Genomic DNA, 22,308 nt, shown 5'->3' on the forward strand with positions numbered 1-22,308 from the left:
ACCGTAATGAATACAGTTAAAAAATTAATCAGATGCAAGTCGTGTAATCCCAGCTACCGCTAGGGGTTGATTTTAAATTAAAAAATCATCGCGCATAGTCTCTATGTAATGTGGCTAACCAGTGCGTTGGTCGTTTAGTAATGGCAGGCTCACCACTCGCCGAAGCTTGTGATCTACACCTCCATCCTATCAAAGCAGTCTTCTACTGCCGACCTCCATCGTAAGAAGGGCTGTCTTGTCTCGGGAAGGGTTTCGCGCTTAGATGCTTTCAGCGCTTAGCCCAAATGGCTTAGCTGCCCGGCCTGCCTTGTCAGACAACCGGTAAACCAGTGGCCACGCTGCTCTGTTCCTCTCGTACTCGGAGCAACTTCCCCTCAGACAGCCACGCTTCCATCAGGCAGAGACCGACCTGTCTCACGACGGTCTAAACCCAGCTCATGTTCCCTTTTAATAGGCGAGCAGCCTCACCCTTGGCCCCTGCTGCAGGACCAGGATAGGAAAAGCCGACATCGAGGTACCAAACCGCGGGGTCGATAGGAGCTCTCGCCCGCGACGAGCCTGTTATCCCTGGGGTAATTTTTCTGTCACCTCCGGGCCCCAATAGTGGGCACACGAAGGATCGCTAAGCCCGACTTTCGTCTCTGGATCCCGTGCGTTTGGAGATCCAGTCAATCCAGCTTTTGGCTTTGCCCTCTTCAACGGATTTCTGACCCGTTTGAGCTGAACTTTGGGCCCCTTTGATATCTTTTCAAAGGGGTGCCGCCCCAGCCGAACTGCCCACCTGCACGTGTCTCAGGTCTTCACCTGATAAGCGATACTGCAAACAAAGTCTGGTGTTACAACGACGCTTCCTAACCTCCCGGAGGAAGTTAAGCATGGCTACCAGATACTCTATGCGATGTCAACTATACCGCAAGCACAAGCTGCAGTAAAACTCCACGGGGTCTTCTCTCCCCGATGGAAGATGATGGACTGTTCGTCCACCTTATGTGGCTTCACCGGGTTGTAGGCGGGGACAGTGGGGCTCTCGTTGTTCCATTCATGCACGTCGGAACTTACCCGACAAGGCATTTGGCTCACTTCTGTTACTTGAAGACCTTATTGTCAAGACAACAAGGCGAGTTTGCATTTGCAAACTTCCCTATATCGCTATAGGGGTCGGACTATATCTTAACCGTTCAAAACGATTTCTGGCATATAGTCTCTGAGGATTCTAGAATCTTTCTAGTCTTTCCTGCTGATTATCTGCAGTCATGGTATTTTCAGGGCTCCAAAACTTTTAAGCTTTCAAGACCTAACCTGACATTCTCAGACTTTCCAGCATACGGCCAGATTTTACTAAGGCAATCCAATTGTTTACCTTAAGAGAGTCAGAGTTACTCCCGGCGTTAACTGGCCCTTAGCTCGGTTGAACCCAAGTTTTAGGTACCAGCACCGGCCAGGATTCAGTGACTATACACATCCTTTCGGACTAGCAGTCACCTGTGTTTTTATTAAACAGTCGGAACCCCCTTGTCATTGCAACCTGCTATCCCAATTTCTCATTAGGATTGCAGGCATCCCTTATACCGAAGGTACAGGACTAATTTGTCGAGTTCCCTCGCCTACGGTATACCCGATACTTCTTGGACTTCTCATCCAGTGCACCTGTGTCGGTTCTCGGTACGGCCATGGTGAATCACTCCTTACACAATTTTTCACTGTCCCCAAGACTCGGACAAACTCAGCTAACGCCAAGCCATTCCTCACTCGGGTTGGTTCTCGTCATTACGACACTCCCCAACCCTCGAAAAGTTAGATACAACGACGGTTGTACTTGCCCTATCTTGAAGCGATCGTATAAGTGATAACGCTTTCCACCAGGTACTTGAATATTAACAAGTTTCCCTTTCGAATAATTCTGTTGAGATTATTCTTAGGACCGACTAACTCCAGGCTGATGACGCATTGCCTGGAAACCCTTGCACTTGCGAAGGTAAGGATTCTCACCTTACTATGCTGTTACTGCCGCCAAGATCTGCAATAGCAATCGGTCCACAGGACCTCACGGCCCTGCTTCGACCCAATAGCTACGCCAACCTACCATGACTTGCCCTAAGGCAAGTATCCAAAGTATCGGCACTGTGCTTTAGCCCCGTCCATTTTCGAGGCCACCACGCTCGGCAGGTAAGTTGTTACACACTTTTTAAAGGATAGCTGCTTCTGAGCTTACCTCCCTGCTGTCTTGGCGTAATGACGCTCTTCCGCTTGACACTTAGCACAAATTTGGGGGCCTTAACTTTGGTCTGGGTTAAACCCCTCTCGGTTGCGAACCTTACGTCACGCAAACCCGTCTCCCTGCTTCTTCGATGCACATCCCTTCGGAGTTTGAAGAGGTGGTGAGGAATTTCTTCCCCGCTCCACCCTATCAGTGCTCTACAGGAAGTGCTGTCTCCACAAAGGACACCCTACGGGATGCTTCGGTTGGAACTAGCGAGCGCCGAGCTAGATTGGTTTTTGACCCCTATCCCCAAGTCAGACAAACAATTTGCACGTTAGAACTGCTTCAGTCCTCCAACGAGCTTTCGCTCGCCTTCAACTTGCTCAGGGATAGATCGCTCGGCTTCTAGCCTTGCCGCTATGACTTAACGCACTTTCACACGCTTTCCCTCGCGGATGCTGCGGAAATTCGGTTTCCCTTCGCCTCCACCTTTTCAGGTTTAGGCTCGCCATAACGGTAAGCTCCTTGGCCCGTGTTTCTAGACGGAACGGATGACACTGATGACTAGAACCCCAAACCTTCAGCCCTATTGCTAGGACCTCCAGTCTGGAAAAATCATCTTCCATGCCACCCACGTCTGTAACCAGTAGGTTTCATGCACTTTTCACCCCCCTTCCGGGGTACTTTTCAGCTTTCCCTCACGGTACTAGTCCACTATCGGTCTTGAGGAATGTTTAGCCTTAGATGCTACTTTCACCTAAATTCCTTGCCCACTACCAAGGACAAGTACTCTGGTCATGATAAGATCCAATACCGTTTCGCCTAAGGGGGTATCACCCTCTATGCCGTAACGTTCCAGAAAACTTCGGCTGCGTTCTTGGATCGTAGTATCATAACCGAACACCACATCTCTGCCATGTTACCATAACAGATTCAGTTTGGGCTCTCTCCTTTTCGCTCGCCGCTACTTGGGAGATCTCAATTGATTTCTCTTCCACGTGGTACTAAGATGCTTCAGTTCCCACGGTTCGACCACCGCACTTGCGTACGGTGTGTAAATTCTTACAGGATTCCTATTCGGAGATCCCGGGATCATTGGACGCTTGCGCCTACCCCGGGCTTATCGCAGCTTGCCACGTCCTTCATCTCTTCTCAAGCCTAGCAATCCTCCTACTGGCGTCTATGCACTGGTATGATTAGCCACAATATTACACGACTATGCACGATGATCATTGTGTGTTCCCGGGTAGGAACCCACTACATCCTTCATACATCACTTTCGTGATGCATTGCATTTGATGATTTTTTGTGAAGATTAGTGCATCCATCACACATTGTCTATTTGTCTAAGGAGGTGATCCGACCGCAGGTTCCCCTACGGTCACCTTGTTACGACTTTTCCCTTGTCACTGACCTCAAGCTCGATAATGCCAACAAGACACTACCTCACTAAAAGCCAACTCCAATGAAACGACGGGCGGTGTGTGCAAGGAGCAGGGACGTATTCACCGCGCGGTAGTGACGCGCAGTTACTAGGGATTCCATATTCGTGAGGGCGAGTTACAGCCCTCAGTCATAACTGAGGTATCGTTTGATGATTGCCTCCTCCTTTCGGATTCGGAACACATTGTCAATACCATTGCAGCCCGCGTGTGGCCCCAGAGTTTCGGGGCATACTGACCTGCCGTGGCCCCTTCCTTCCTCCGCATTAACTGCGGCGGTCCTACTAATTCGCTCCGCTGCTCCAGAGAGTAACGGTAGCAACTAGTAGCAGGGGTCTCGCTCGTTACCTGACTTAACAGGACATCTCACGGCACGAGCTGGCGACGGCCATGCACCACCTCTCAGCTTGTCTGGTAAAGTCTTCAGCTTGACCTTCATTCTGCTGTCGCTCCGGGTAAGATTTCTGGCGTTGACTCCAATTGAACCGCAGGCTTCACCCCTTGTGGTGCTCCCCCGCCAATTCCTTTAAGTTTCATACTTGCGTACGTACTTCCCAGGCGGCAGACTTAACGGCTTCCCTGCGGCACTGCATTGGCCACAAGCCAATGCATCACCGAGTCTGCATCGTTTACAGCTGGGACTACCCGGGTATCTAATCCGGTTTGCTCCCCCAGCTTTCATCCCTCACCGTCGAACGTGTTCTGGTACACCGCCTTCGCCACAGGTGGTCATCAATAGATCAAAGGATTTTACCCCTTCCTATTGAGTACCGTGTACCTCTCCCACTCCCTAGCTGTCCAGTATCCTCGGCGGCCTATACGTTAAGCGCATAGATTTAACCGAAGACTTAGACAACCGGCTACGGATGCTTTAGGCCCAATAAACCTCCTGACCACTCGAGGTGCTGGTTTTACCGCGGCGGCTGACACCAGAACTTGCCCACCCCTTATTCACCAGTGTTTCTAGGACTGGTAAAAGACTCCTTTAGCAGGAGACACTCGGATTAACCTTGTCGTGCTTTCGCACATTGCAAAGGTTTCTCGCCTGCTGCGCCCCATAGGGCCTGGGTCCGTGTCTCAGTACCCATCTCCGGGCTCCTCCTCTCAGAGCCCGTATCTGTTATAGCCTTGGTGGGCCATTACCTCACCAACTAGCTGATAGACCGCAGTCCCATCCTACGGCGATAAATCATTTCAACCACAAACCATTCCAGGCATCGTGGTCTATCGGGGATTATTCTCAGTTTCCCGAGGTTATCCCCGTCCATAGGGTAGGTTAACTACGTGTTACTGAGCAGTCTGCCTTGTATTGCTACAACGACTCGCATGGCTTAGTACCAATCCGATAGCAGTCAGGTCCCGCAGGATCAACGGGATTCCTTGGTTTATCAAATTTAATTTGGAATTGGACGGAATGCACTAATCTTCACATGTTCAGATTAGATCAGTTGATCAAATCCTCATTTTGTATGCGTAACTGGAGGCTCGTAAATCACAAACTGGTATGATACCATACTTCATTACAAGCGCCGCCAAAGCGTTACGTATGCAAAAGGAGAACCATTGAAATATCATATAAACCATTCAAAGTATTATACAAAAACAGGCGTGTTTTTCGATCAGAATTTATCCCACAATATAAAGTAGCAGACGTTGGAAAACACCGAGCGCACCTACAGGCAAAAGACTCCAAAGTCTGCAAAGATTTTTGCGAGATCGCAAAAGCTTCACGTAAACGGCGTTCACCACAACATCAGGTTCTTTGAGCCCTACCCGTTTGTGACAAGGGCTGCATCAGGCAAGTTCCTAATAGACGTAGACTCGAACAAATATGTAGACTATTGGATGGGGCATTGGAGTCTGATTTTGGGCCATGCTGCAGCCGGTGTCTATGAAAGCGTGCGCGAGCAGCTAAAACAAGGATGGATGTATGGAACTGTGAACGAACAGACAATGGAGCTATCAGAGAAGATTGCAAGTGCAGTGCCTGTCGCAGAAAAAATACGATACGTCACAAGTGGTACTGAGGCAACAATGTATGCCGTGCGACTTGCCCGCGCAGTTACTGGCAGGAAGATTGTCGCAAAAATAGATGGTGGGTGGCACGGGTACACAAGCGACCTGCTCAAGACAGTCAACTGGCCGTTTTCCAAGTCAGAGAGCAGAGGACTTACAGATGAAAGGCACATAATCTCCCTTCCCTACAACGATGTTGAAGGTTCCATTGAGATTTTGAAAAAAGCAAGAAAAGATCTTGCCGCAGTAATAATAGAGCCGATGCTTGGGGGCGGCGGGTGCATACCTGCCAGAAAGGATTACCTAAAGGCAGTGCAGGAGTATGCAAAAGATAACGGCGCCATTTTTGTGCTAGATGAGATAGTCACTGGATTCAGATTCAGGCATGGTTGCATGTACGCTACCATGGGACTTGATCCTGACATTGTGACACTTGGAAAAATTGTCGGTGGTGGATTTCCAATAGGAGTAATTTGCGCAAAAGATGAGATATTCAAGTATGCCGATACAAAGAAATTCCCTAAAGAGGGGCGCGCATACATAGGAGGCGGCACATTTTCTGCAAATCCGATGTCAATGACTGCAGGAAGTAGAACACTAGAGATTCTAAAAAGAAAAAAATCAATCTATTCCAAGCTAGAGTCACTTGGCAGAAAAACTCGTAATGCGTTGACAAAGGTGTTTGATGGCAAGGTGGTAGTAACTGGGACGGGTTCTCTGTTCATGACGCATTTTGTTGCCGACGGAACTGCGCAAGTTCAGAGTGCTGCTGATGCGGCAAGATGCGATACGCATCTTTTGCAGCAATTTCACTTTGAGATGATTGCAAAGGACGGCATATTCTTTTTGCCTGGAAAACTCGGCGCGTTCTCCGACGCTCATACAGATGATGACGTAAAGTCCCTCACAGCATCAGCTGAGAAATTCAGGCAATCACTATAACAGATACAGAGAAATTACTCGTGCGAAAAGTACATTCGTGTTAGTCGTGGACACATATGCTATTCCTGCAGCTTGTGGCGCAGAGGAAAGCACGATAAGACAGATCTTCCATCCGCACACCTACAAGCTTGAGACAAGATACAGTATTGCGCATTGTACTCTCGGACCTGGCAAAAGCACAAAACCGCACATGCTCAAATCCTCCGAGGTCTATTACATCATAAAGGGTTCAGGAACGATTTATGTCGATAAAGAAAGTGCTGATGTCGGACCTGGCAAGTCAGTTTACGTACCTCCAAATTCAAGACAATCCATCAAGAACACATCGGATGTGCAGCTAGAGTTTCTGTGTATAGTGGATCCTGCATGGAGGAAAGAAGATGAGAGATTTGATTGATGTATCTACCAACCAACTTAAATCGTCCAGATTACATCTCTATTCAAGGATGGAAGGCATAGACAGGCTGCTTGTAAACTCACTATCAGAATCCATACGAAGCGAGCTTACAGATGAGAAAGTTAGCAGGCTGGAAAAAAAGATAGCCGAGGATTTTGGACTTGGCTTTGACGAATTTGTCTACAAATTCGGCCATGTACGCAAGTCATTATTTGCATTTGAACTAGAATTAAAAAAAATTGAAGATAACATACTGCGTAACTTTGTTACGCTGGAAAAGCATGAAGATGAGACATGGCTTGTAGTAAAGAACGACCATTTGACGGAGGTCTTGCTAAAGACTTTGGCAGACGAGGATAAAAAACGCATTCTTGATGCGACGAGGGAAAAGGCAGAGTCCATACCGCGCGTTCTTACACAGTGCGGCATACCAAACACTTCCGGATACAGAAAGATGAACCAGATGATTGATGAAGGGTTTGTAGTACCTGTAGGACTTGCAGAGACATTCGAAGGAAAAAGAGCAATACTGTACAAATCAGTAATACAGAAGATCCATATCAGCATAGACAAAAATGACATAGTTACCAAGATTCTTGTTCCAGAAGAGATCATAACATCAAGCCCGCTGGTGCAGTTGATGACAGAGATGACATGTGGTGCAAAAAAGAGGCTTGCAAACTAGCATGTTTTTAACATAGGGCGCACATCTAGTATTATTGGACGCTGCGCAGGCATATCAGGTATTGCAGATACAGCCAAACTCGTCGTTTTCCGAGATCAAGTACGCATACAGAAAACTTGCACTTGAGCTACATCCGGACAAGAACGTAGAGGAACGCGATGGTGCCAAATTCAAAATTGTTACAGAAGCCTATCATGTTCTAAAAAAGAGCAACAAGATTGCAAATTCCAAGACAAAAACTGCCAAATACACAGATTCTGCAAAAAAAGAAAGGACTGTAAGGCGCACCAACTGGGGCGCGCCGCCAGGCCAAAAGATACCAGAAGAGGACTGGTCCAGATACACTCGCCATGTGGAGGAGACTGACCCGTCATTCTGGCAAAAATACGTATCAGAGTTTTGGAAAAGATACGATGAGCAGGTCAAGCACCCGAACGGCATGTATGACTTTGAGATAACACAGGAAAAAGAACCGGATTTATCCGTTGATGTAGACCACAGCTTGTGCATTGGTTGCTGCAGCTGCGAGATTATCGCCCCTTCGGTGTTCTCAGTAGACAAGGCTTCAAAGATGAACCCAAAATCGACGGTGATAAACAAAAAAGGTGCCAAATGCAGCAAGATAATGGATGCCGCCCAGACATGCCCTACAAAGGCAATAATGGTTGAAGATGAAAAGACAGGAGCTCGCCTTTATCCATACTAGGCAAGCCTTTTTTGTAGCTCATCAAGTTCACGCTCAGACATGGCTGGCCTTTTTGTAAACATGCTGTGTACTGGTCCTGCAGCGTCATCTTGGCTCCTTGGGATAAGATGTACGTGTATGTGAGGTACTTCTTGTCCTGCACCACGCCCATTATGCACTGCAAGAAGTGTAGAGCCTGTAAGTGCGTCCACCTTTGATGTCAAAATGCGTACCGTTTCAAACAGGTCTGCATTGTCTTCTTTGCTCAACTGTTGCACCTTCTCATAGTGTTTTTTCGGTATTACCAGCGTATGTCCCCTGGCTACCGGAAATGCGTCAAGGAATGCAAGTGAGTTATCAGTTTCCATTATTTTTCTTGCAGGGATAAGACCGCTTACGATTTTGCAAAAGATACAATCCATCAGTTTACTGTGGATTTGATTTTTTATAACTTGTGCGGATTGGCTGCAAAAACACATTAAAAGGCAGCAAGGCAGTCTATATCAATTGTCAATTAAGAACATAACTGTGCTCGGCTCTGGCGTGATGGGTCATGGAATAGCTCAGGTTAGCGCGATGTCAGGATACAATGTAGTTCTGCGCGATATCGAGCAGCAGTTTCTTGACAAAGCCATGGAAAAGATAAAGTGGAGTCTTGAGAAGCTTGTAACAAAGCAAAAGATAACTTTAGCAGAATCAGATGCCATATTTGCTCGTATCACAACCAAGGTAGATCTCAAAGAGGCAGTAAAGGATGCAGACATGGTAATAGAGGCAGTTCCCGAGATAATGGACCTGAAAATGAAAGTATACGCAGAGCTTGACAAGGTAGCAGACAGCAATGTCATATTTGCCTCAAACACCAGTACTCTGCCAATAACTGAGATAGCCAACACTACTAGCAGGCCGGACAAATTTGTTGGAATTCATTTTTTCAACCCGCCGCAGCTGATGAAGCTTGTAGAGGTCATTCCCGGGCAAAAGACAGACCCACAGATAGTCCAGGCCACAGTCGACTATGTCAGGTCAGTGAAAAAGGAGCCGGTAATATGCAAAAGAGACGTTCCAGGATTTATCGTTAACAGGCTGTTCATTCCGATGGTGCATGAGGCATGCTGGCTAAAACAGAGGCAGAATCTGACACTAGAGCAGATAGATTCGGCAGTAAAATTCAGAATGGGCTTTCCAATGGGCATATTTGAGCTTGCAGACTTTACAGGAATGGACGTCATCCACAAGGCCACAATAGAGTTGCATCTCAGAGACAAAAAAGTAATCTTTCCACATCCCGAAATAGAAAGACTGTACAATGAGAAAAAGCTTGGACAAAAGTCAGGTGAAGGATTCTACAAGTATTCTGATGAAAAATATGAAAGAGTACAGCTTGATGAAGGTCTTGCAAGCAAATGCAACCCAATTCAGCTTGTTGCAAACATTGTAAACAATGCTGCATGGCTTGTCACAAACAAGGCAAGTGATATAGAAGAGATAGAAAAGGCAGCGCAGCTAGGATTAGGACTAAAAAAGCCAATCTTTGAGACTGCAAGGGAGTTTGGAATGAAAAATATAGTGTCCGAGCTTGCCGAGTTAGCAAAAAAGCATGGACAGTTTTACGAGCCCGACCCACTGCTTGTCTCTATGCAGTGATCTTATCAAGGATGTACTTTACGGCGTCCTGAGGCGTATCAACGCCAACAATTTTGACATTTTGTCTGTGATCAAGGTACTGGTCGGCAAACTTTGCTGCCATTCCGCCAGATTTTCTGAGTGCGGCAATTGGTTTTTTATGCATGTATGCTGCGCACATCTCAGAGAGTGTACCAGAGCCGCCGCCTACAACTATGACGCCGTCTGATGCAAGTGCATTAAGAAAGTCTCTTGAGAGTCCAAGACCGCTCGGAATGACTATATCACAATATTCGTTGGCAAACGAAGCGTCGTCTTGTGGGATTATCCCAACAGTAAGTCCGCCCGCATCGTGCGCTCCATGACAGGCTGCTCTCATGACACCACCAAGACCCCCTGTTATCAGTACAGAGCCGGAGATTGCCACTTCTTTGCCTACCTCGTAAGCTAGCAGCTCAAGTTCAGGGGTGCAGCCATTTTCATTATTTCCAATAACTAGAATCTGTCTTTTCTTTGGCAATACTCGTATTTTCTTTATGGCTAAATTATCTTTTTCAAAAAATGCGATCGAAAGCGTAAAGGATATAACAATATGAGAAAATATAACAGCATGACAAATCGCACAATGCCAGTCTGCCTCACAGCTGAACAATATGAGAAAATCGCCCAGATTGCAAAGATGAGCGGCATGCTCAATGCAAGCCAGGCAATAGAGAAGATCCTAAAAGAGATCTAAACGGGCATTTTTACTCACTTTTTGTTATTTTAATTACGTTTTTTAAAAGAGATCGCATACGCCAGACATGGGCCTATTCAGCAAAAAACCCGCAGCGTGCACAGTGTGCAAAAAAGAGATCACACACAAACACAGACCAAAAAAGGAATGGGGTCTTGAATATCCGCTTTGCACGGACTGCTATATGAGGACGCTTGAGCAGTATTACAGCGGCACATACAAACAAAAGTGCACTGTATGCGGCATAGAACAAAAAATAACCGATTTGTGGGAGCCGCGGTGGCAGTGGGAGACCAATGGGCTGTTGTGTAAGAAATGCTTTGATAAAAAGGAAGAAGATTTCAATCAGAAAAAAGAGTTCTGCGGTGTTTGCGGCACACGGTTGGGATTCTTCAGATATAATCCAAAAAGCGACTGGAAGATAGACGGACAAATTTGCAGAAAGTGTTGGGACGAGCAAAAGCAATCTCGCAGATAAAATTGTTCAAGAAAAATATCTGTCCCATGTGCACCAAATCGTTCGGGTCGCAGGAGGAGATGATGCAGCATCAGCAGGTATTACACGGCAAGGATATACCGTATGAATGCAAAAAATGCAATCAGAGTTTTTCAAATATGCAGGATATGAGAACGCATTTGCAGCGATTTCACAGTTACAAAAAAGATAGGTCCTAAATTGCGTTTACTGTTTTTACTACAGGTGGCCTTACTTTGGTAAATACCCTAAATCCACAGATGCATTTTATCTCAGGCAGTCTGCTAAGCTCAGTGTTTGTTACGCTGGTTCCACATCGAAGGCACTTGTATATGACATCAAACTTTTCAGTCACTGGTGCTTCAGTTGTTGAGAGTTCGGGTTCTTCAGACATTAAGAATCATGACACTTGACGATAATTTAAGGTCTACTTTAACGAGAGTTCAATGTATACGTCGTCGGGAATCTTTAAGCGCATCAGCTGTCGTATGGCCTTGTCGTCTGCGTTAAGATCGATTATCCTTCTGTGCATTCGCATCTCCCATTTCTCATAAGTTTCAGTTCCGTTCCCACATGGAGATTTTCGTGTGACTACGTTGAGTCGTTTCACTGGAAGTGGGGTTGGACCTTTGACGCGAACGCCTGTCTTTTTGCCTATGCCCAAAATCTCGGTGCAAACGCCGTCAAGTTTTGGCAGAGATGTGCTTGTGAGTTTTATTCGGGCAGATTGTGTCAAGGAAACGACCAGGTTTTACGGTTTGTACTCTTCAGTGATATCTTTGACAATGCCGGCCGCGATTGTTGCGCCCATGTCTCTGAGTGCAAATCTTCCCATCTCCGGGAACTCTTTGAATGTCTCAATGCAAGTAGGTCTTACCGGTCTAATTTTGACAATTGCTGAATCTCCAACTTTGAGGAATTTTGGATTCTGCTCATCGACTGCACCAGTTGCGGGGTTGATCTTTGCTTCAAATTCAGTGATTGTTGCTGCAACTTGTGCTGTGTGTGCATGCATGACTGGTGTGTAACCAGGTGCAATTGCTGTTGGGTGGTGTATTACTATAATTTGCGCTCGGAATTCCTTAGCAACCTTTGGTGGGTTATCTGGGTGTCCCATGACATCACCTCTTTTGATGTCTTTCTTTTCAATACCTCTTAGGTTGAAGCCGATGTTATCGCCTGCCTCTGCAGATTCCATCTGGGTGTGGTGAGTCTCAATTGATTTTACCTCACCGACTGCGCCTGATGGCATGATGATTATTTTGTCGTTTGTTTTGAATTTGCCAGTCTCTACTCTTCCTACAGGGACTGTACCAACACCAGTGATGGTATAAACATCTTGGATTGGTAGTCTGAGTGGTTTACCGATTGGTTTTTCAGGCACTTGAAAGTCATCGAATGCCTGCAATAGTGTTTTGCCTGTCCACCAAGGCATGTTCTCTGATTTTTTTACTAGGTTGTCTCCTTTCCATCCAGATACTGGAATGATTGGTACGTTCTCTAGTTTGTAACCTACTGATTTGATTAGTTTTTCTGCTTTTTCCTTTGCAACTTTGAATGCTGCCTCAGAATAGTTACTATCATCCATCTTGTTGATTGCAACAATTAGCTGGTTTACTCCCAGAGTCTTTAGCAGAAATGCGTGCTCTCTTGCTTGTCCTCCTGGTGCTATCGCAGTATCAGTCTCTCCTTCCTTAGCTGATAGGACGAGTACTGCGGCATCTGCTTCAGATGCTCCAGTGATCATGTTTTTGATAAAGTCCCTGTGGCCAGGTGCATCAATTAGTGTGAAGAAATACTTTGGCGTTTCGAATTTTTGGAACGCAAGATCTATTGTAATACCTCTTTCTCTTTCGTCTTTAATGTTATCCATTACCCATGCGTATTTGAAGGTGTCACCCTTTCCGGTTTTTTCAGACTCTGCCGCATGTGCAGCTATAGTTCTTTCATCTACAAGGCCCATGTCCATTAAAAAGTGACCCATAGTAGTTGATTTACCATTATCGATATGTCCAGTTACGATCAAGTTCAAGTGTGGTTTGGTTGCCATGTAACCATGCTTACGAGAGGGGTTTATTAGAGTTACGATTTTTTCAAGAGTTTTTGCCGTTTTTTAGATTTTTTTGATCATCAAAACTACTTGGAAAATTTTCGATATACTATAAATCAAAGTAAAAAAACAAAGAGACATGAAAGTTACTGTATCTGCAATCAAAGCAGATGTTGGCGGTATTGGCGGCCACACGCGACCCAGTGATGGACTACTGGATGCTGTAAGAAGGACAATAAAGCAATCATCAGATCTGTTGCTTGATTATTATGTTGGATATGCAGGGGATGATGTTCACATTATCATGTCTCATACAAAAGGCACGGATAATGCTCAGATTCACGGCCTTGCATGGAAGGCGTTTGAAGAGGGCACCAAAGTTGCCAAGTCAGAGGGCCTGTACGGTGCTGGACAGGACCTGCTAAAAGACTCTTTTTCAGGAAATGTCAAAGGGATGGGGCCTGGCGTTGCAGAACTGGAGTTTGAGGAAAGGCCAAACGAGGCATTCACCGTGCTGGCAGCTGACAAGACAGAGCCGGGCGCCTTTAATTATCCGTTTTACCGACTGTTTGTTGACGCGTTAAGCAATACGGGACTTATTGTAAACAAATCGCTTGCTGCCGGCGTCAAGTTCAACATAATGGATGTTGAGGTAGGCGAGATAGCAGAGCTATCTTTATGGGAAGACAAGCCCATTCTGGAAGCCGCACTCATGTATCCTGGCAGATACGTCGTATCATCAGTGTATACAAAGTCGGGCGAGCCAATAGTGGCATCGTCAACGGACAGACTGCACAACATAGCAGGAACGTATGTAGGAAAAGATGATCCGATCGCAATAGTGAGGACACAGAAGAACTTTCCTGCCACCGAAGAGCTCGGAAGCGTGTTTAACAATCCGCATTACGTTGCAGGCAACACGCGTGGAAGTCACCACATGCCGCTGATGCCAGTAAAGATAAACACTGCAGCATCAATTGACTTTTGCATCCCGATCATAGAGGCACTTGTGTTTTCAATGCACGGGGGCAAATTCACAGGACCGTTTGACGGATTTTCAACGCCTGACTGGGATTATGTCAGGGAGATTGCGACCAAAAAGGCCTTGGCCATGAGAAGTCAAGGATTCATACACCCTGCAACTCTTGTGCCTGCAGAGTTAGAGTATGCGGAAGGATACAAGGCAGTAATAGAAGGCTTGCACAAAAAAATGAAACCACTTGAAACAAAACAGGTTGGCGGTAACAAAAAATACGAAGATCCCGACTAGATTACGACAAACACAACAATAAGGTTAAGTGTGACAGAAGACTAATGAGAGTATGAGATTATCCGAATACCTAAAAACAGTGATTTTTAGCATAGGAATAGTTTCGGTATCTCACGTTCTTATCACATTGTTTGGGCAGACGATACCAAACTACGTTTCAGGATTCTTCAGAGAAGTCGGTGGAGCGTTCATGCTTGTGTTTGTCTTTGCGTTTGCGTTCGCATGGTTTCTCCGGGCAAGGCCACATAACAGACCAAAGAAATATGCTATTGTGGCATTTGATGTGTTCGGCAATCAAGTGGAATTAGACGGATTGCGCACAGAGTTTAGGAACCACGATGTGGCATGGAGTTTTATGAAACAGTACAAAAAGGATCACCCGCTGCACAACTTTGCAATGGTTGCGGACACACCAAACTCAGAGAAGAAAACAATTTTCAGATACATCTAAAACATTAGACATTAATCCTAAATACGCCAAGTCGGTAGTTCAAACAAATGCCACTTGACGTAATTCAAGAAAAGAATCTAAAGGACATAACAGATTACGCACTAGAGTATCCAAGCATGGTACTAGCAGCTACAAAGAGCAATATCGTATCGACGTCACTGACAGACTTTGCGTATGGACTGTATATTGGATATATTTCTGGTGTGTTTTTTGAAAAGTTCCTTGCCGAAAACAAGCGGTTTCTAAACGACGATGAGCTTGCAGACTTTTATTCCAAGATAGCGAGCAGGAATGCAGAGATTGCTTTAAAGATAAAGGCGCATTTGAAGATAAAGTAGCTGACGACTCACTTTTATTTTGGACCGGGTAAAACTGCCTAGTGCAGTTCTCGTTAATTTCAGACACTTTTGAGAAGATGGAATCGACCACAAAGAGACTTGAGCTTACTCAATACCTTGTTGATTTGTTCAAGGCAACACCAAGGGAAATAATTTCCAAGGTAGTCTATCTCATTCAAGGAAAGATCAGGCCAGACTATGAGGGTGTGGAGCTAGGTGTTGCTGAAAAGCTTGCAATGCGTGCAATTTCCAAGTCGGCGGGAATACCGGTAAAAAAAATCCACGAAGTGTTTGTCGAAGACGGTGACCTAGGGCATGCCGCATCAAAGATACTTGAGCAAAAGGCCCAGACAACATTCATGGTACAACAGATAACCACTGAGCGTGTCTATGACACACTGTTAAAGATAGCAAAACTTGAAGGCACAAGATCGCAAGACATGAAAATGAAATACATCTCAAGCCTGCTTAACGACGCTACACCACAAGAGGCTAAATTCATTTTAAAGCTGATTATGGGTACGCTCCGGCTCGGAATTGCCGATAACACCGTAATGGATGCGCTTGCAATTGCATACACGGGCTCACGTGAAAACCGGGAAAGGTTGGAGGCAGCTTACAACGTCTCATCGGATTTGGGCAGAGTTGCCGAAGAGATTGCAAAGCATGATTTGCGCGGACTGGATAATTTTCGCGTAAGCTTGTTCAGCCCCATCCGTCCCATGTTGGCAGAACGCGTAAAGAGTGAGAGCGAAGCTGTGGAAAAGCTAGGACATGAATTTGCTGCAGAGTACAAGCTAGACGGCGAGAGAGTGCAGATTCACCTGCAAGACAAAAAGGTCGTGCTATTCTCAAGAAGGCTGGAAAACATCACCAGTTATTATCCGGACATAGTAGAAAACATAGCCAAATCGCTCAAGACTACAGAAATAATTTTGGAGGCAGAGATAGTTGCAATAAATGAGAATACTGGCGAGTTTTTGCCTTTTCAGGAGCTTATGCACAGAAGAAGAAAATACGATATTGCAAAAATTGTAGGACAGTATCCAATAACGGTAAACTTGTTTGATGTCATGTACCTTAATGGAAAAAGCTTACTTGACACTACATATGATGAGAGAAGAAAAAAGTTGGAAGAGACAGTCATAGAAAATGACTTTGTCAGGCTTGTGCCAAGAACCATCGTAAGATCCGAGAATGATTTGGAGGAAGTTCTTGAGAATGCCATAAACGCAGGATGTGAGGGGCTTATGCTCAAGGTTCTAGATGCCCCATACAGAGCTGGAGCAAGGGGCAGCAACTGGCTAAAGCTAAAACGAGAATATCGTAATGAGCTTGGCGATAGCCTTGATCTTGTTGTAATAGGAGCGTTCTTTGGCAAGGGGCGCCGTACTGGAAGATATGGGACTTTACTTTTGGCAACTTACAATCAGGAAAGGGACACATTTGAGAGCATCTGCAAGGTTGGTACCGGTTTTACCGATGAGAATCTGGATCAGTTCTATCAGATTTTGCAGGACAAGGTGACACTGAAGAAAAACCCACGAATTGAGAGTGGAATGGAGCCGGATGTATGGTTTGAGCCAGAGATAGTAATCGAGGTGGTCGCATCTGAGATTACGCTCAGTCCAGTACACACCACTGCAAAGGATGTCATAAGGAAGGGAAGCGGCCTTGCGTTAAGGTTTCCAAAGTTTACAGGCAAGATAAGAGATGAAAAAGCCCCAGAAGATGCGTCAACGGATCAGGAAGTCATCACGTTGTACCGAAATCAGAAAAAAATAACACAAAATCCCGCCGAAACCTAGTCTGCAAGGTTAATTAAGACCAAGCCAAGTTATACAAAAAGGATGTATAGTGGAGAACTAGAGGTCCAAGCAAAACGAAAAGCAATCGCAGTTTTACAAGATGAAATAAACAGGATTCTGAATGCAGCTCGTGAGCTGGCAACTCTGCCGGACCTAATAATGAAAAAAGACAAAGCTGGCATAAAGGCAGCTAACGAACAAATCTCAAGCATTGAGGAAGAAGTCGAGAACCTGAGACGAAAAATCACACGCGAGGTAGCGGATGTTGGTGGGCTGATAATAAACAGGGAAAACCTGCTTAACACGGCATACACTATGGATGAGATTGCAGGATACATCACAGGCATCGCATTCAAGCTTTCCAACATCAAGCCAGCCACACTAAAGAGCGCAAAAATCGATTCAGACATCTCTGCATTAATTGATTTGCTAGTAGACGAAGTCTACAAGCTAAATGAGATAGTGCGTGGCCTGAACACGAATACTGCAAATGCAATCGAGCTTGCACAGGAAACACAGAAAATTGAACGAGAAATTGACATAAAGTACAGAGCGCTAGTCATAAAGGCACTAGATGAAATCAGCAATACCAAGGAGCTGTTGCTTGTAAAGGATGTCATTCAGGGAATTGAGGAAATGGCAGACAAATGCCAAGAGGTTTCCGACTCGTTCATTTTGCTCGCTTTGAGCTTATAATCCCCATTTTCATTATTTGTCAAAAATGCAAAGCGATTTGTAGGCGTGCGCCTAAATGATTTGTATGAATGGTGAACTTGTAGAAAACAGGATAATTGTCTGGGATCCAAAGGATGCTCGCGAGCTTTTCTCAGAGTCATACTATGGTAAGCCAATAGGAATCTCAAAACCAAAGCCAGAGGAGATAAACGGTCCGCTGATTTTAGATCTTATTGAGGGATATTATCTACAAGAAAAATCACATCTTGTGATTTTCAAGTCAAAGAAAAAAATCACCCAAGAACAAATGCTTGAAATTTGCAGAAAAGAACATCATAATTTCGATAAAAAATATCTAGTCTACAAAGATTTCAGAGATAAAAAATACATCATAAATCCAGGAATAAAGTTTGGGTGCGATTTTGCAGTGTATCAGAGGGGACCAGGCATAGACCATGCACCGTATCTTGTACAGGTGTATAATAAGACAGATACGATTTCATCCACCGGAGTTGTCCTTGCAGGTAGACTTGCCACTAGTGTGAAAAAAAATTTCATTTTAGCTATACCGCATGGTGAAAAAGTAAGTTATCTTGCGCTTGATTGGTGGAGGGCCTAGATCTTTTTTACGTATTCTGCAATTTTATTGTAAATTGCATACATGTCCTTTGTTATCTTAAAATCATGAGAGTTCATCCACTTACCATAGATTCTTACGCCGCTCTCTGAGGGATCAACGAAGATCGTGGCATTCTTGAGTGACTGTCGTGCTATCAACTCGTTTAATTCAGAATCCTTGTTTAGCTCGTCTGCAAGCAATCCGCCAACCCAACTTACGGAAACTGGTTTTTTTGCGGCAAAGTGACCTTTTGTCTTAACTACAGTTCTTGCCACGTATTTTGACGGATTCTTCACGTCAATCTTTACAATAAAGTGTGCTTGAAATCTGTCTTGTGCACCCCATGGAGAAATAGTTGCATCCTGCATTGTTCTAACCTTTCTGGATGATCTGAATCACATCTATGCTCGAGTTTTCCAGCTCTATGCAGCCTCTGTTTGTATACATCCTTGGAGTCTGCGAGAAGTTGCGGCCATAGTAGTCCTTTGCCTTTTCGACCGGATCGGTGCCAATCTCCTTTGGTTTTGAAGAAACTCCGATCTCGGCTAACATATGTGAGACTTTCTCAGGCCATGTCTGATAAGCGAATGTGTCCGATTCAGAATCATGCATGATTTTGCTGGATTCCACCCTCAAATAAAGATTTGAGATCAGTTGATCCAATTAAATATTACAAGACTAGTGTCAATTCCATGTTAAAGTTTCAAAACAAGGTCGTCCTGGTTACTGGAAGCGGCACCGGCATAGGCCAAACTGTCGCAAAACTGTTTGCCGAAAACGGTGCAAGCATAGTCATCTTAGGTAGAAGAAAAGAGCCGCTTGAGGAAACAAAAAAAATTCTTGAAGAGATAATTACAAGGGTAAAAAGCGGGGCAAAGGTATGGCTGTTCTCAGGAGTTGACGTAAGTGATGAATCCGGAGTTTCAGAAATGTTTGATTCTTTGAAAAACTCCAATGTGAACGTTGATGTGGTTGTAAACAATGCAGGTGTATCAGGGCCTGTCACATGTTTTTCAAACGCTCCACTTGAAGAATTCAAAAGTACCGTTGCAATTCATCTTACCGGAACATTCTGGACGTCAACCCAAGCTCTCAAAGTTATGAAACCTGGAGCCAAAATAGTCACGATTTCAACATTCTTTACAGAAGAAAGGCCATTTGAGCAAAGACCGTACAGGTTTCGCAGTCCATACACAGCATCACAGGGAGCAAAGAACAGGCTTGCCGAGCTAATGTCCTGGGAGCTTACGGATAGAGGAATTGTATCGATTGCTACAAACCCGGGCCCAGTGCATTCTGATCGAATTTACAAAACTGTGTATCCAAAAGCAGCTGCAGAATTTCTACGAACAAGTGGATTTGAAGATCTCTCACCTGCAGAAGTAGATGTTGCAAACAGAGAAATAGTTGGATTGCTCGGCGAGGATGAAAAAACAGTAAAGGAAGGAATAATGAAAGCTGCGACAAGTGTAGCCAAGATAAAAAGCGGCGACGTGGAGAAAATTTCTCAGACATTAGGCAGACTGCTTTCCAAAATACAAGAGATTGCAGAAAAAGTCCAAAAAAATACATCATTTATGATTGCAGACAGGCAATTTCTCTCCCAGATGCAGGTAGCGCAAACGGTTATGACGCTGGCAGATGATGATATTGCAAAAATTCTAAACGGCAAGGTGATTCCAGGGGACAGGGTATTTTATCCGGTAAAACCACAAATTGCCACGGCCGCGCCAGTGGTACAACCAAACTTTGCTTCTCAAGTTTTTGTCTTCGCAGTTGATGCGACCGACAAATCAGATGTCGACAGAGTCTTGTTTTTGGCACAACATGTTGAAAGCAACGGGGCAAAGGCAGTATGCCTTGTTTCTGGCGCAATGCCAAAAGACCAGCAAGAGGCAATAAGCTCAAAATTCCATTCCCACATAGTAAATCTGAAAAACCCCGATGAGATTCAAAGGTGGCTTGGTGCAGCAAAAGGCATAGGCAAGATTGCGGCTGTAATCCACATCACAGGTAAGGTGCCAGAGAACATCAAGATAGTAGACACATCACGCGCGTCATGGGATGCTCTAGTTGACAAATTCATAAATACGCCTGCAACAGTACTGCAGTCCGCCTTTGAGATGTTTGTACCAGGAGGCAGAAAAGATCCACGCCTATACAAGGATGCCTTTGGCACGACTGTCATCATAGGCCCAGACATGCCCACAGGTGCAAAGATATCTGGAGCTGACAGAGCACGTGTGGAAGTATTCAGAGGGGCACTAAGGCCATTTACCACCACAGTAAATCAAGAGTTAAGCGACGTTCTCAAGTCCAAAGTAAGGTCGTTTTTAGTCTTGCCGGGAGGAGTCGACGGTAAGGAATCAGACAACAAAAAGATTGCCCATGCCATAAACTACTTTGTAACAGAGCAGGCAAGAAGCTCGTCTGAGGTAACTTTCTGCGTCGATGAAACGCGCGAATGAAGAAATTCTCAGAGCTCAAAGTAGGAGAAGAGTTCTTTTCCACATGTACATTCTCAAAAAAGGAACTCGAATCGTATCTGGCATTCTCTAGGATAAAGAATACAATTTTTGATGACGATGAATATAACTCTATAATTTCAGGTAGAGCCATAATTGCAAGAATGGAAGGAGAATTTACAAGGCTGAGCCAGATTTACGGCAATATGATTTTGCTGTACGGAATGGATGGAGATACAAACTGGGAAAACCGCAATACGAGATTCCTAAAACCGCTTCACATAGACGAAATTCTGAAGATAAAATTCACAATTTCTGATAAAAAAGAAATCGATGATGAATTTGGAATGATTGCAGTAGACTTTGAAGGCAAGAAGGAAAACGGAGATCTAGTCGTGATATCAAAAAAGAATCTATACCGAATTAAAAAAGAGCCGCCAAGATAGCATCATTCTGGAACAGATGTGGTCTCTAGCTTGCCGTCTTTGACTCTTATATGCAAGTATCTATTATCCTGAAAGACCAATGTTATCCCCCCGTCTTTGTCTGGGTCTTGGACTTCCACTAGTTCTTGCATTCGAATTCCGTCAAATTTTACCATACTACAGAGCAGATAAAGCAGATTATATCTTTTAATCTCACACGTTAAATGCGTCCAAGAACAACTTTATTGCAGCGATAACTATAACACCACAGATAAGCAGCCTTATGCTGTTTTCTTTTAATTCGACTGAGAGTCGTGCACCAAGAAGACCTCCCCCAAATGCGCCGATTGATAAGAGTAACGCATATTCAAAATCAGAATGTCCCAATAGAGTATGAGCTACCAGTCCAGACAATGATGAGAAGATGAGAATTAGCTGAGATGTAGCAGTCGCATTTTTTACTAGCATTCCTAGTCCAATTATCATTAAAGGTACGAACACAATTCCTCCTCCGATACCAAAAAAGCTTGAAAGAATTCCGGCAAAAAAGCTGATGGCAGCAGAAGCAACTGCCATGTATTTTGGGACTGAAGACTTGGGCTCAATCTTTCGTTTTATGAAAAGATAGTAGCACGATGCGATTAGTATTATCCCGAATGTGATCTTAAAGAATGCTGGGGTCACCTGTGCTGAAATCAATGCGCCAATTACAGTTCCCGGAACTGAAAGTAAGCCAAGTCGAAGGCCAATTTTATAGTCTACTCGTTTCTGCTTTGCGTATGATGCACTAGCGGCAATTGAATTACTAAACGCGGCAAACAGACTGCTGCTTGCAGTAATTGTATGTGGAACGCCAAGGAATGTTAGTACAGGCACGACTATTATTCCACCTCCAAGACCAATTATAGAGCCAACCACACCTGCAGCAAAACCAAGTGGGATCAACCATATGATGTCAAACACGATTAACACAACAATAGAATATGTATTGAATCTTGGGGTC

At 44.8% G+C, this 22,308-nt stretch carries 25 protein-coding genes and 2 rRNA genes; 16 read left to right on the plus strand and 11 right to left on the minus strand.

The features are described from left to right. Nucleotides 1-115 precede the first annotated feature (115 nt). Both NITUZ_RS04880 and NITUZ_RS04885 read right to left on the minus strand, forming a co-directional pair. Nucleotides 116-3,394, minus strand: a 23S ribosomal RNA gene (locus tag NITUZ_RS04880). 155 nt (nucleotides 3,395-3,549) lie between these two features. Then, nucleotides 3,550-5,020 (minus strand): 16S ribosomal RNA (locus NITUZ_RS04885). The 16S and 23S rRNA genes sit together here, the layout of an rRNA operon. A 275-nt stretch (nucleotides 5,021-5,295) precedes the next feature. Here NITUZ_RS04885 and NITUZ_RS04890 point away from each other — a divergent pair. From NITUZ_RS04890 to NITUZ_RS04905, 4 genes are read left to right on the plus strand one after another with little or no spacing between them, the layout of a single operon-like run. After that, nucleotides 5,296-6,600 (plus strand): aspartate aminotransferase family protein, encoded by a 1,305-nt coding sequence (locus NITUZ_RS04890; protein WP_048195876.1) that lies wholly within the window; start codon nucleotides 5,296-5,298, stop codon nucleotides 6,598-6,600. Nucleotides 6,601-6,646: 46 nt separating this feature from the next. Beyond that, nucleotides 6,647-6,997, plus strand: coding sequence for a cupin domain-containing protein (locus NITUZ_RS04895; RefSeq protein WP_244443814.1), 351 nt, complete (start codon nucleotides 6,647-6,649; stop codon nucleotides 6,995-6,997). After that, nucleotides 6,981-7,682 (plus strand): hypothetical protein, encoded by a 702-nt coding sequence (locus tag NITUZ_RS04900; protein WP_048195880.1) that lies wholly within the window; start codon nucleotides 6,981-6,983, stop codon nucleotides 7,680-7,682. The genes NITUZ_RS04895 and NITUZ_RS04900 overlap by 17 nt, the downstream gene beginning before the upstream one ends. Before the next feature lie 34 nt (nucleotides 7,683-7,716). Beyond that, nucleotides 7,717-8,388 carry a DnaJ domain-containing protein gene (locus tag NITUZ_RS04905; protein ID WP_048195881.1) on the plus strand — a complete coding sequence of 224 codons (672 nt, stop codon included), beginning with the start codon at nucleotides 7,717-7,719 and terminating at the stop codon, nucleotides 8,386-8,388. Here NITUZ_RS04905 and NITUZ_RS04910 read toward each other — a convergent pair. Further along, complete coding sequence (locus NITUZ_RS04910; RefSeq protein ID WP_048195883.1) at nucleotides 8,385-8,789, minus strand: HIT family protein; 405 nt, start codon at nucleotides 8,787-8,789, stop codon at nucleotides 8,385-8,387. The two genes, NITUZ_RS04905 and NITUZ_RS04910, sit on opposite strands and share 4 nt — an antisense overlap. 85 nt (nucleotides 8,790-8,874) lie before the next feature. On the opposite strand from NITUZ_RS04910, the gene NITUZ_RS04915 reads away from it, so the two are divergent. Next, nucleotides 8,875-10,014 (plus strand): 3-hydroxyacyl-CoA dehydrogenase, encoded by a 1,140-nt coding sequence (locus tag NITUZ_RS04915; protein WP_048195885.1) that lies wholly within the window; start codon nucleotides 8,875-8,877, stop codon nucleotides 10,012-10,014. Here the strand turns inward: NITUZ_RS04915 and NITUZ_RS04920 are convergent. Then, nucleotides 10,004-10,513, minus strand: coding sequence for a TIGR00725 family protein (locus tag NITUZ_RS04920; RefSeq protein WP_048195886.1), 510 nt, complete (start codon nucleotides 10,511-10,513; stop codon nucleotides 10,004-10,006). The two genes, NITUZ_RS04915 and NITUZ_RS04920, sit on opposite strands and share 11 nt — an antisense overlap. Before the next feature lie 90 nt (nucleotides 10,514-10,603). On the opposite strand from NITUZ_RS04920, the gene NITUZ_RS10345 reads away from it, so the two are divergent. The 3 genes from NITUZ_RS10345 (at nucleotide 10,604) to NITUZ_RS04930 (ending at nucleotide 11,404) form a co-directional block, all read left to right on the plus strand. Next, on the plus strand, nucleotides 10,604-10,729 hold the full coding sequence (locus NITUZ_RS10345) for a hypothetical protein (protein WP_255569409.1): 126 nt from the start codon (nucleotides 10,604-10,606) through the stop codon (nucleotides 10,727-10,729). A gap of 67 nt (nucleotides 10,730-10,796) precedes the next feature. Continuing rightward, nucleotides 10,797-11,207: a hypothetical protein gene (locus NITUZ_RS04925; RefSeq protein WP_048195888.1), complete on the plus strand. Its 411-nt coding sequence runs from the start codon at nucleotides 10,797-10,799 to the stop codon at nucleotides 11,205-11,207. A 62-nt stretch (nucleotides 11,208-11,269) separates the two neighbouring features. Then, entirely contained in the window at nucleotides 11,270-11,404 is a 135-nt protein-coding gene (locus NITUZ_RS04930) for a hypothetical protein (protein ID WP_275040823.1), read from the plus strand. On the opposite strand, the gene NITUZ_RS04935 is transcribed toward NITUZ_RS04930, so the two are convergent. Genes NITUZ_RS04935 through tuf form a run of 3 tightly spaced genes read right to left on the minus strand, consistent with a single transcriptional unit; the run spans nucleotide 11,401 to nucleotide 13,254 of the window. Continuing rightward, nucleotides 11,401-11,598 carry a TFIIB-type zinc ribbon-containing protein gene (locus tag NITUZ_RS04935; protein ID WP_048195889.1) on the minus strand — a complete coding sequence of 66 codons (198 nt, stop codon included), beginning with the start codon at nucleotides 11,596-11,598 and terminating at the stop codon, nucleotides 11,401-11,403. The two genes, NITUZ_RS04930 and NITUZ_RS04935, sit on opposite strands and share 4 nt — an antisense overlap. Nucleotides 11,599-11,631: 33 nt before the next feature. Beyond that, nucleotides 11,632-11,940 (minus strand): 30S ribosomal protein S10, encoded by a 309-nt coding sequence (rpsJ, locus tag NITUZ_RS04940; RefSeq protein ID WP_048195890.1) that lies wholly within the window; start codon nucleotides 11,938-11,940, stop codon nucleotides 11,632-11,634. A 15-nt stretch (nucleotides 11,941-11,955) separates the two neighbouring features. Further along, entirely contained in the window at nucleotides 11,956-13,254 is a 1,299-nt protein-coding gene (tuf, locus tag NITUZ_RS04945) for a translation elongation factor EF-1 subunit alpha (protein ID WP_048195891.1), read from the minus strand. Nucleotides 13,255-13,393: 139 nt separating this feature from the next. Here tuf and NITUZ_RS04950 point away from each other — a divergent pair, with 139 nt between their 5' ends. The 6 genes from NITUZ_RS04950 (at nucleotide 13,394) to endA (ending at nucleotide 18,415) form a co-directional block, all read left to right on the plus strand. Next, nucleotides 13,394-14,524 carry a fructose-1,6-bisphosphatase gene (locus NITUZ_RS04950; protein ID WP_048195893.1) on the plus strand — a complete coding sequence of 377 codons (1,131 nt, stop codon included), beginning with the start codon at nucleotides 13,394-13,396 and terminating at the stop codon, nucleotides 14,522-14,524. Between the two features lie 52 nt (nucleotides 14,525-14,576). After that, nucleotides 14,577-14,975 (plus strand): hypothetical protein, encoded by a 399-nt coding sequence (locus NITUZ_RS04955; protein ID WP_048195895.1) that lies wholly within the window; start codon nucleotides 14,577-14,579, stop codon nucleotides 14,973-14,975. Nucleotides 14,976-15,022: 47 nt separating this feature from the next. Further along, complete coding sequence (locus NITUZ_RS04960) at nucleotides 15,023-15,313, plus strand: hypothetical protein (protein ID WP_048195896.1); 291 nt, start codon at nucleotides 15,023-15,025, stop codon at nucleotides 15,311-15,313. 41 nt (nucleotides 15,314-15,354) lie between these two features. Next, nucleotides 15,355-17,121, plus strand: coding sequence for an ATP-dependent DNA ligase (locus tag NITUZ_RS04965; protein WP_048195897.1), 1,767 nt, complete (start codon nucleotides 15,355-15,357; stop codon nucleotides 17,119-17,121). 42 nt (nucleotides 17,122-17,163) lie between these two features. After that, a complete protein-coding gene (locus NITUZ_RS04970) occupies nucleotides 17,164-17,817 on the plus strand; it encodes a DUF47 domain-containing protein (protein WP_048195899.1) in 654 nt (217 codons plus the stop codon). A gap of 64 nt (nucleotides 17,818-17,881) precedes the next feature. Next, nucleotides 17,882-18,415 carry a tRNA-intron lyase gene (gene endA / locus NITUZ_RS04975; RefSeq protein WP_048195900.1) on the plus strand — a complete coding sequence of 178 codons (534 nt, stop codon included), beginning with the start codon at nucleotides 17,882-17,884 and terminating at the stop codon, nucleotides 18,413-18,415. On the opposite strand, the gene NITUZ_RS04980 is transcribed toward endA, so the two are convergent. Then, on the minus strand, nucleotides 18,412-18,783 hold the full coding sequence (locus tag NITUZ_RS04980) for a hypothetical protein (protein ID WP_048195901.1): 372 nt from the start codon (nucleotides 18,781-18,783) through the stop codon (nucleotides 18,412-18,414). The genes endA and NITUZ_RS04980 overlap by 4 nt on opposite strands. Before the next feature lie 4 nt (nucleotides 18,784-18,787). Further along, nucleotides 18,788-19,027 (minus strand): hypothetical protein, encoded by a 240-nt coding sequence (locus NITUZ_RS04985; protein WP_048196121.1) that lies wholly within the window; start codon nucleotides 19,025-19,027, stop codon nucleotides 18,788-18,790. 80 nt (nucleotides 19,028-19,107) lie between these two features. Between NITUZ_RS04985 and NITUZ_RS04990 the strand changes: the two genes are divergently transcribed. Further along, nucleotides 19,108-20,883 (plus strand): SDR family oxidoreductase, encoded by a 1,776-nt coding sequence (locus NITUZ_RS04990; RefSeq protein ID WP_048196123.1) that lies wholly within the window; start codon nucleotides 19,108-19,110, stop codon nucleotides 20,881-20,883. Beyond that, nucleotides 20,880-21,326, plus strand: coding sequence for a hotdog family protein (locus tag NITUZ_RS04995; protein WP_048195904.1), 447 nt, complete (start codon nucleotides 20,880-20,882; stop codon nucleotides 21,324-21,326). The genes NITUZ_RS04990 and NITUZ_RS04995 overlap by 4 nt, the downstream gene beginning before the upstream one ends. A 2-nt stretch (nucleotides 21,327-21,328) precedes the next feature. Here NITUZ_RS04995 and NITUZ_RS10140 read toward each other — a convergent pair whose 3' ends face one another. Both NITUZ_RS10140 and NITUZ_RS05000 read right to left on the minus strand, forming a co-directional pair. Next, nucleotides 21,329-21,481: a hypothetical protein gene (locus NITUZ_RS10140; RefSeq protein WP_177309452.1), complete on the minus strand. Its 153-nt coding sequence runs from the start codon at nucleotides 21,479-21,481 to the stop codon at nucleotides 21,329-21,331. 37 nt (nucleotides 21,482-21,518) lie between these two features. Continuing rightward, a complete protein-coding gene (locus tag NITUZ_RS05000) occupies nucleotides 21,519-22,268 on the minus strand; it encodes a sulfite exporter TauE/SafE family protein (RefSeq protein WP_048196126.1) in 750 nt (249 codons plus the stop codon). Nucleotides 22,269-22,308 lie beyond the last annotated feature (40 nt).

The sequence above is a fragment of the Candidatus Nitrosotenuis uzonensis genome (assembly GCF_000723185.1).
Lineage (GTDB): Archaea > Thermoproteota > Nitrososphaeria > Nitrososphaerales > Nitrosopumilaceae > Nitrosotenuis > Nitrosotenuis uzonensis.

What these genes read in the sequence shown, in the direction of transcription:
- NITUZ_RS04900 (WP_048195880.1), top strand. Translation starts at nt 6,981, where the DNA reads ATGAGAGATTTGATTGATGTATCTACCAACCAACTTAAATCGTCCAGA.
- NITUZ_RS04910 (WP_048195883.1), bottom strand. Translation starts at nt 8,789, where the DNA reads ATGGATTGTATCTTTTGCAAAATCGTAAGCGGTCTTATCCCTGCAAGA.
- NITUZ_RS10345 (WP_255569409.1), top strand. Translation starts at nt 10,604, where the DNA reads ATGACAAATCGCACAATGCCAGTCTGCCTCACAGCTGAACAATATGAG.
- NITUZ_RS04925 (WP_048195888.1), top strand. Translation starts at nt 10,797, where the DNA reads ATGGGCCTATTCAGCAAAAAACCCGCAGCGTGCACAGTGTGCAAAAAA.
- NITUZ_RS04930 (WP_275040823.1), top strand. Translation starts at nt 11,270, where the DNA reads ATGCAGCATCAGCAGGTATTACACGGCAAGGATATACCGTATGAATGC.
- NITUZ_RS04935 (WP_048195889.1), bottom strand. Translation starts at nt 11,598, where the DNA reads ATGTCTGAAGAACCCGAACTCTCAACAACTGAAGCACCAGTGACTGAA.
- tuf (WP_048195891.1), bottom strand. Translation starts at nt 13,254, where the DNA reads ATGGCAACCAAACCACACTTGAACTTGATCGTAACTGGACATATCGAT.
- NITUZ_RS04950 (WP_048195893.1), top strand. Translation starts at nt 13,394, where the DNA reads ATGAAAGTTACTGTATCTGCAATCAAAGCAGATGTTGGCGGTATTGGC.
- NITUZ_RS04955 (WP_048195895.1), top strand. Translation starts at nt 14,577, where the DNA reads ATGAGATTATCCGAATACCTAAAAACAGTGATTTTTAGCATAGGAATA.
- NITUZ_RS04960 (WP_048195896.1), top strand. Translation starts at nt 15,023, where the DNA reads ATGCCACTTGACGTAATTCAAGAAAAGAATCTAAAGGACATAACAGAT.
- NITUZ_RS04970 (WP_048195899.1), top strand. Translation starts at nt 17,164, where the DNA reads ATGTATAGTGGAGAACTAGAGGTCCAAGCAAAACGAAAAGCAATCGCA.
- endA (WP_048195900.1), top strand. Translation starts at nt 17,882, where the DNA reads ATGAATGGTGAACTTGTAGAAAACAGGATAATTGTCTGGGATCCAAAG.
- NITUZ_RS04980 (WP_048195901.1), bottom strand. Translation starts at nt 18,783, where the DNA reads ATGCAGGATGCAACTATTTCTCCATGGGGTGCACAAGACAGATTTCAA.
- NITUZ_RS04985 (WP_048196121.1), bottom strand. Translation starts at nt 19,027, where the DNA reads ATGCATGATTCTGAATCGGACACATTCGCTTATCAGACATGGCCTGAG.
- NITUZ_RS04990 (WP_048196123.1), top strand. Translation starts at nt 19,108, where the DNA reads ATGTTAAAGTTTCAAAACAAGGTCGTCCTGGTTACTGGAAGCGGCACC.
- NITUZ_RS04995 (WP_048195904.1), top strand. Translation starts at nt 20,880, where the DNA reads ATGAAGAAATTCTCAGAGCTCAAAGTAGGAGAAGAGTTCTTTTCCACA.
- NITUZ_RS10140 (WP_177309452.1), bottom strand. Translation starts at nt 21,481, where the DNA reads ATGGTAAAATTTGACGGAATTCGAATGCAAGAACTAGTGGAAGTCCAA.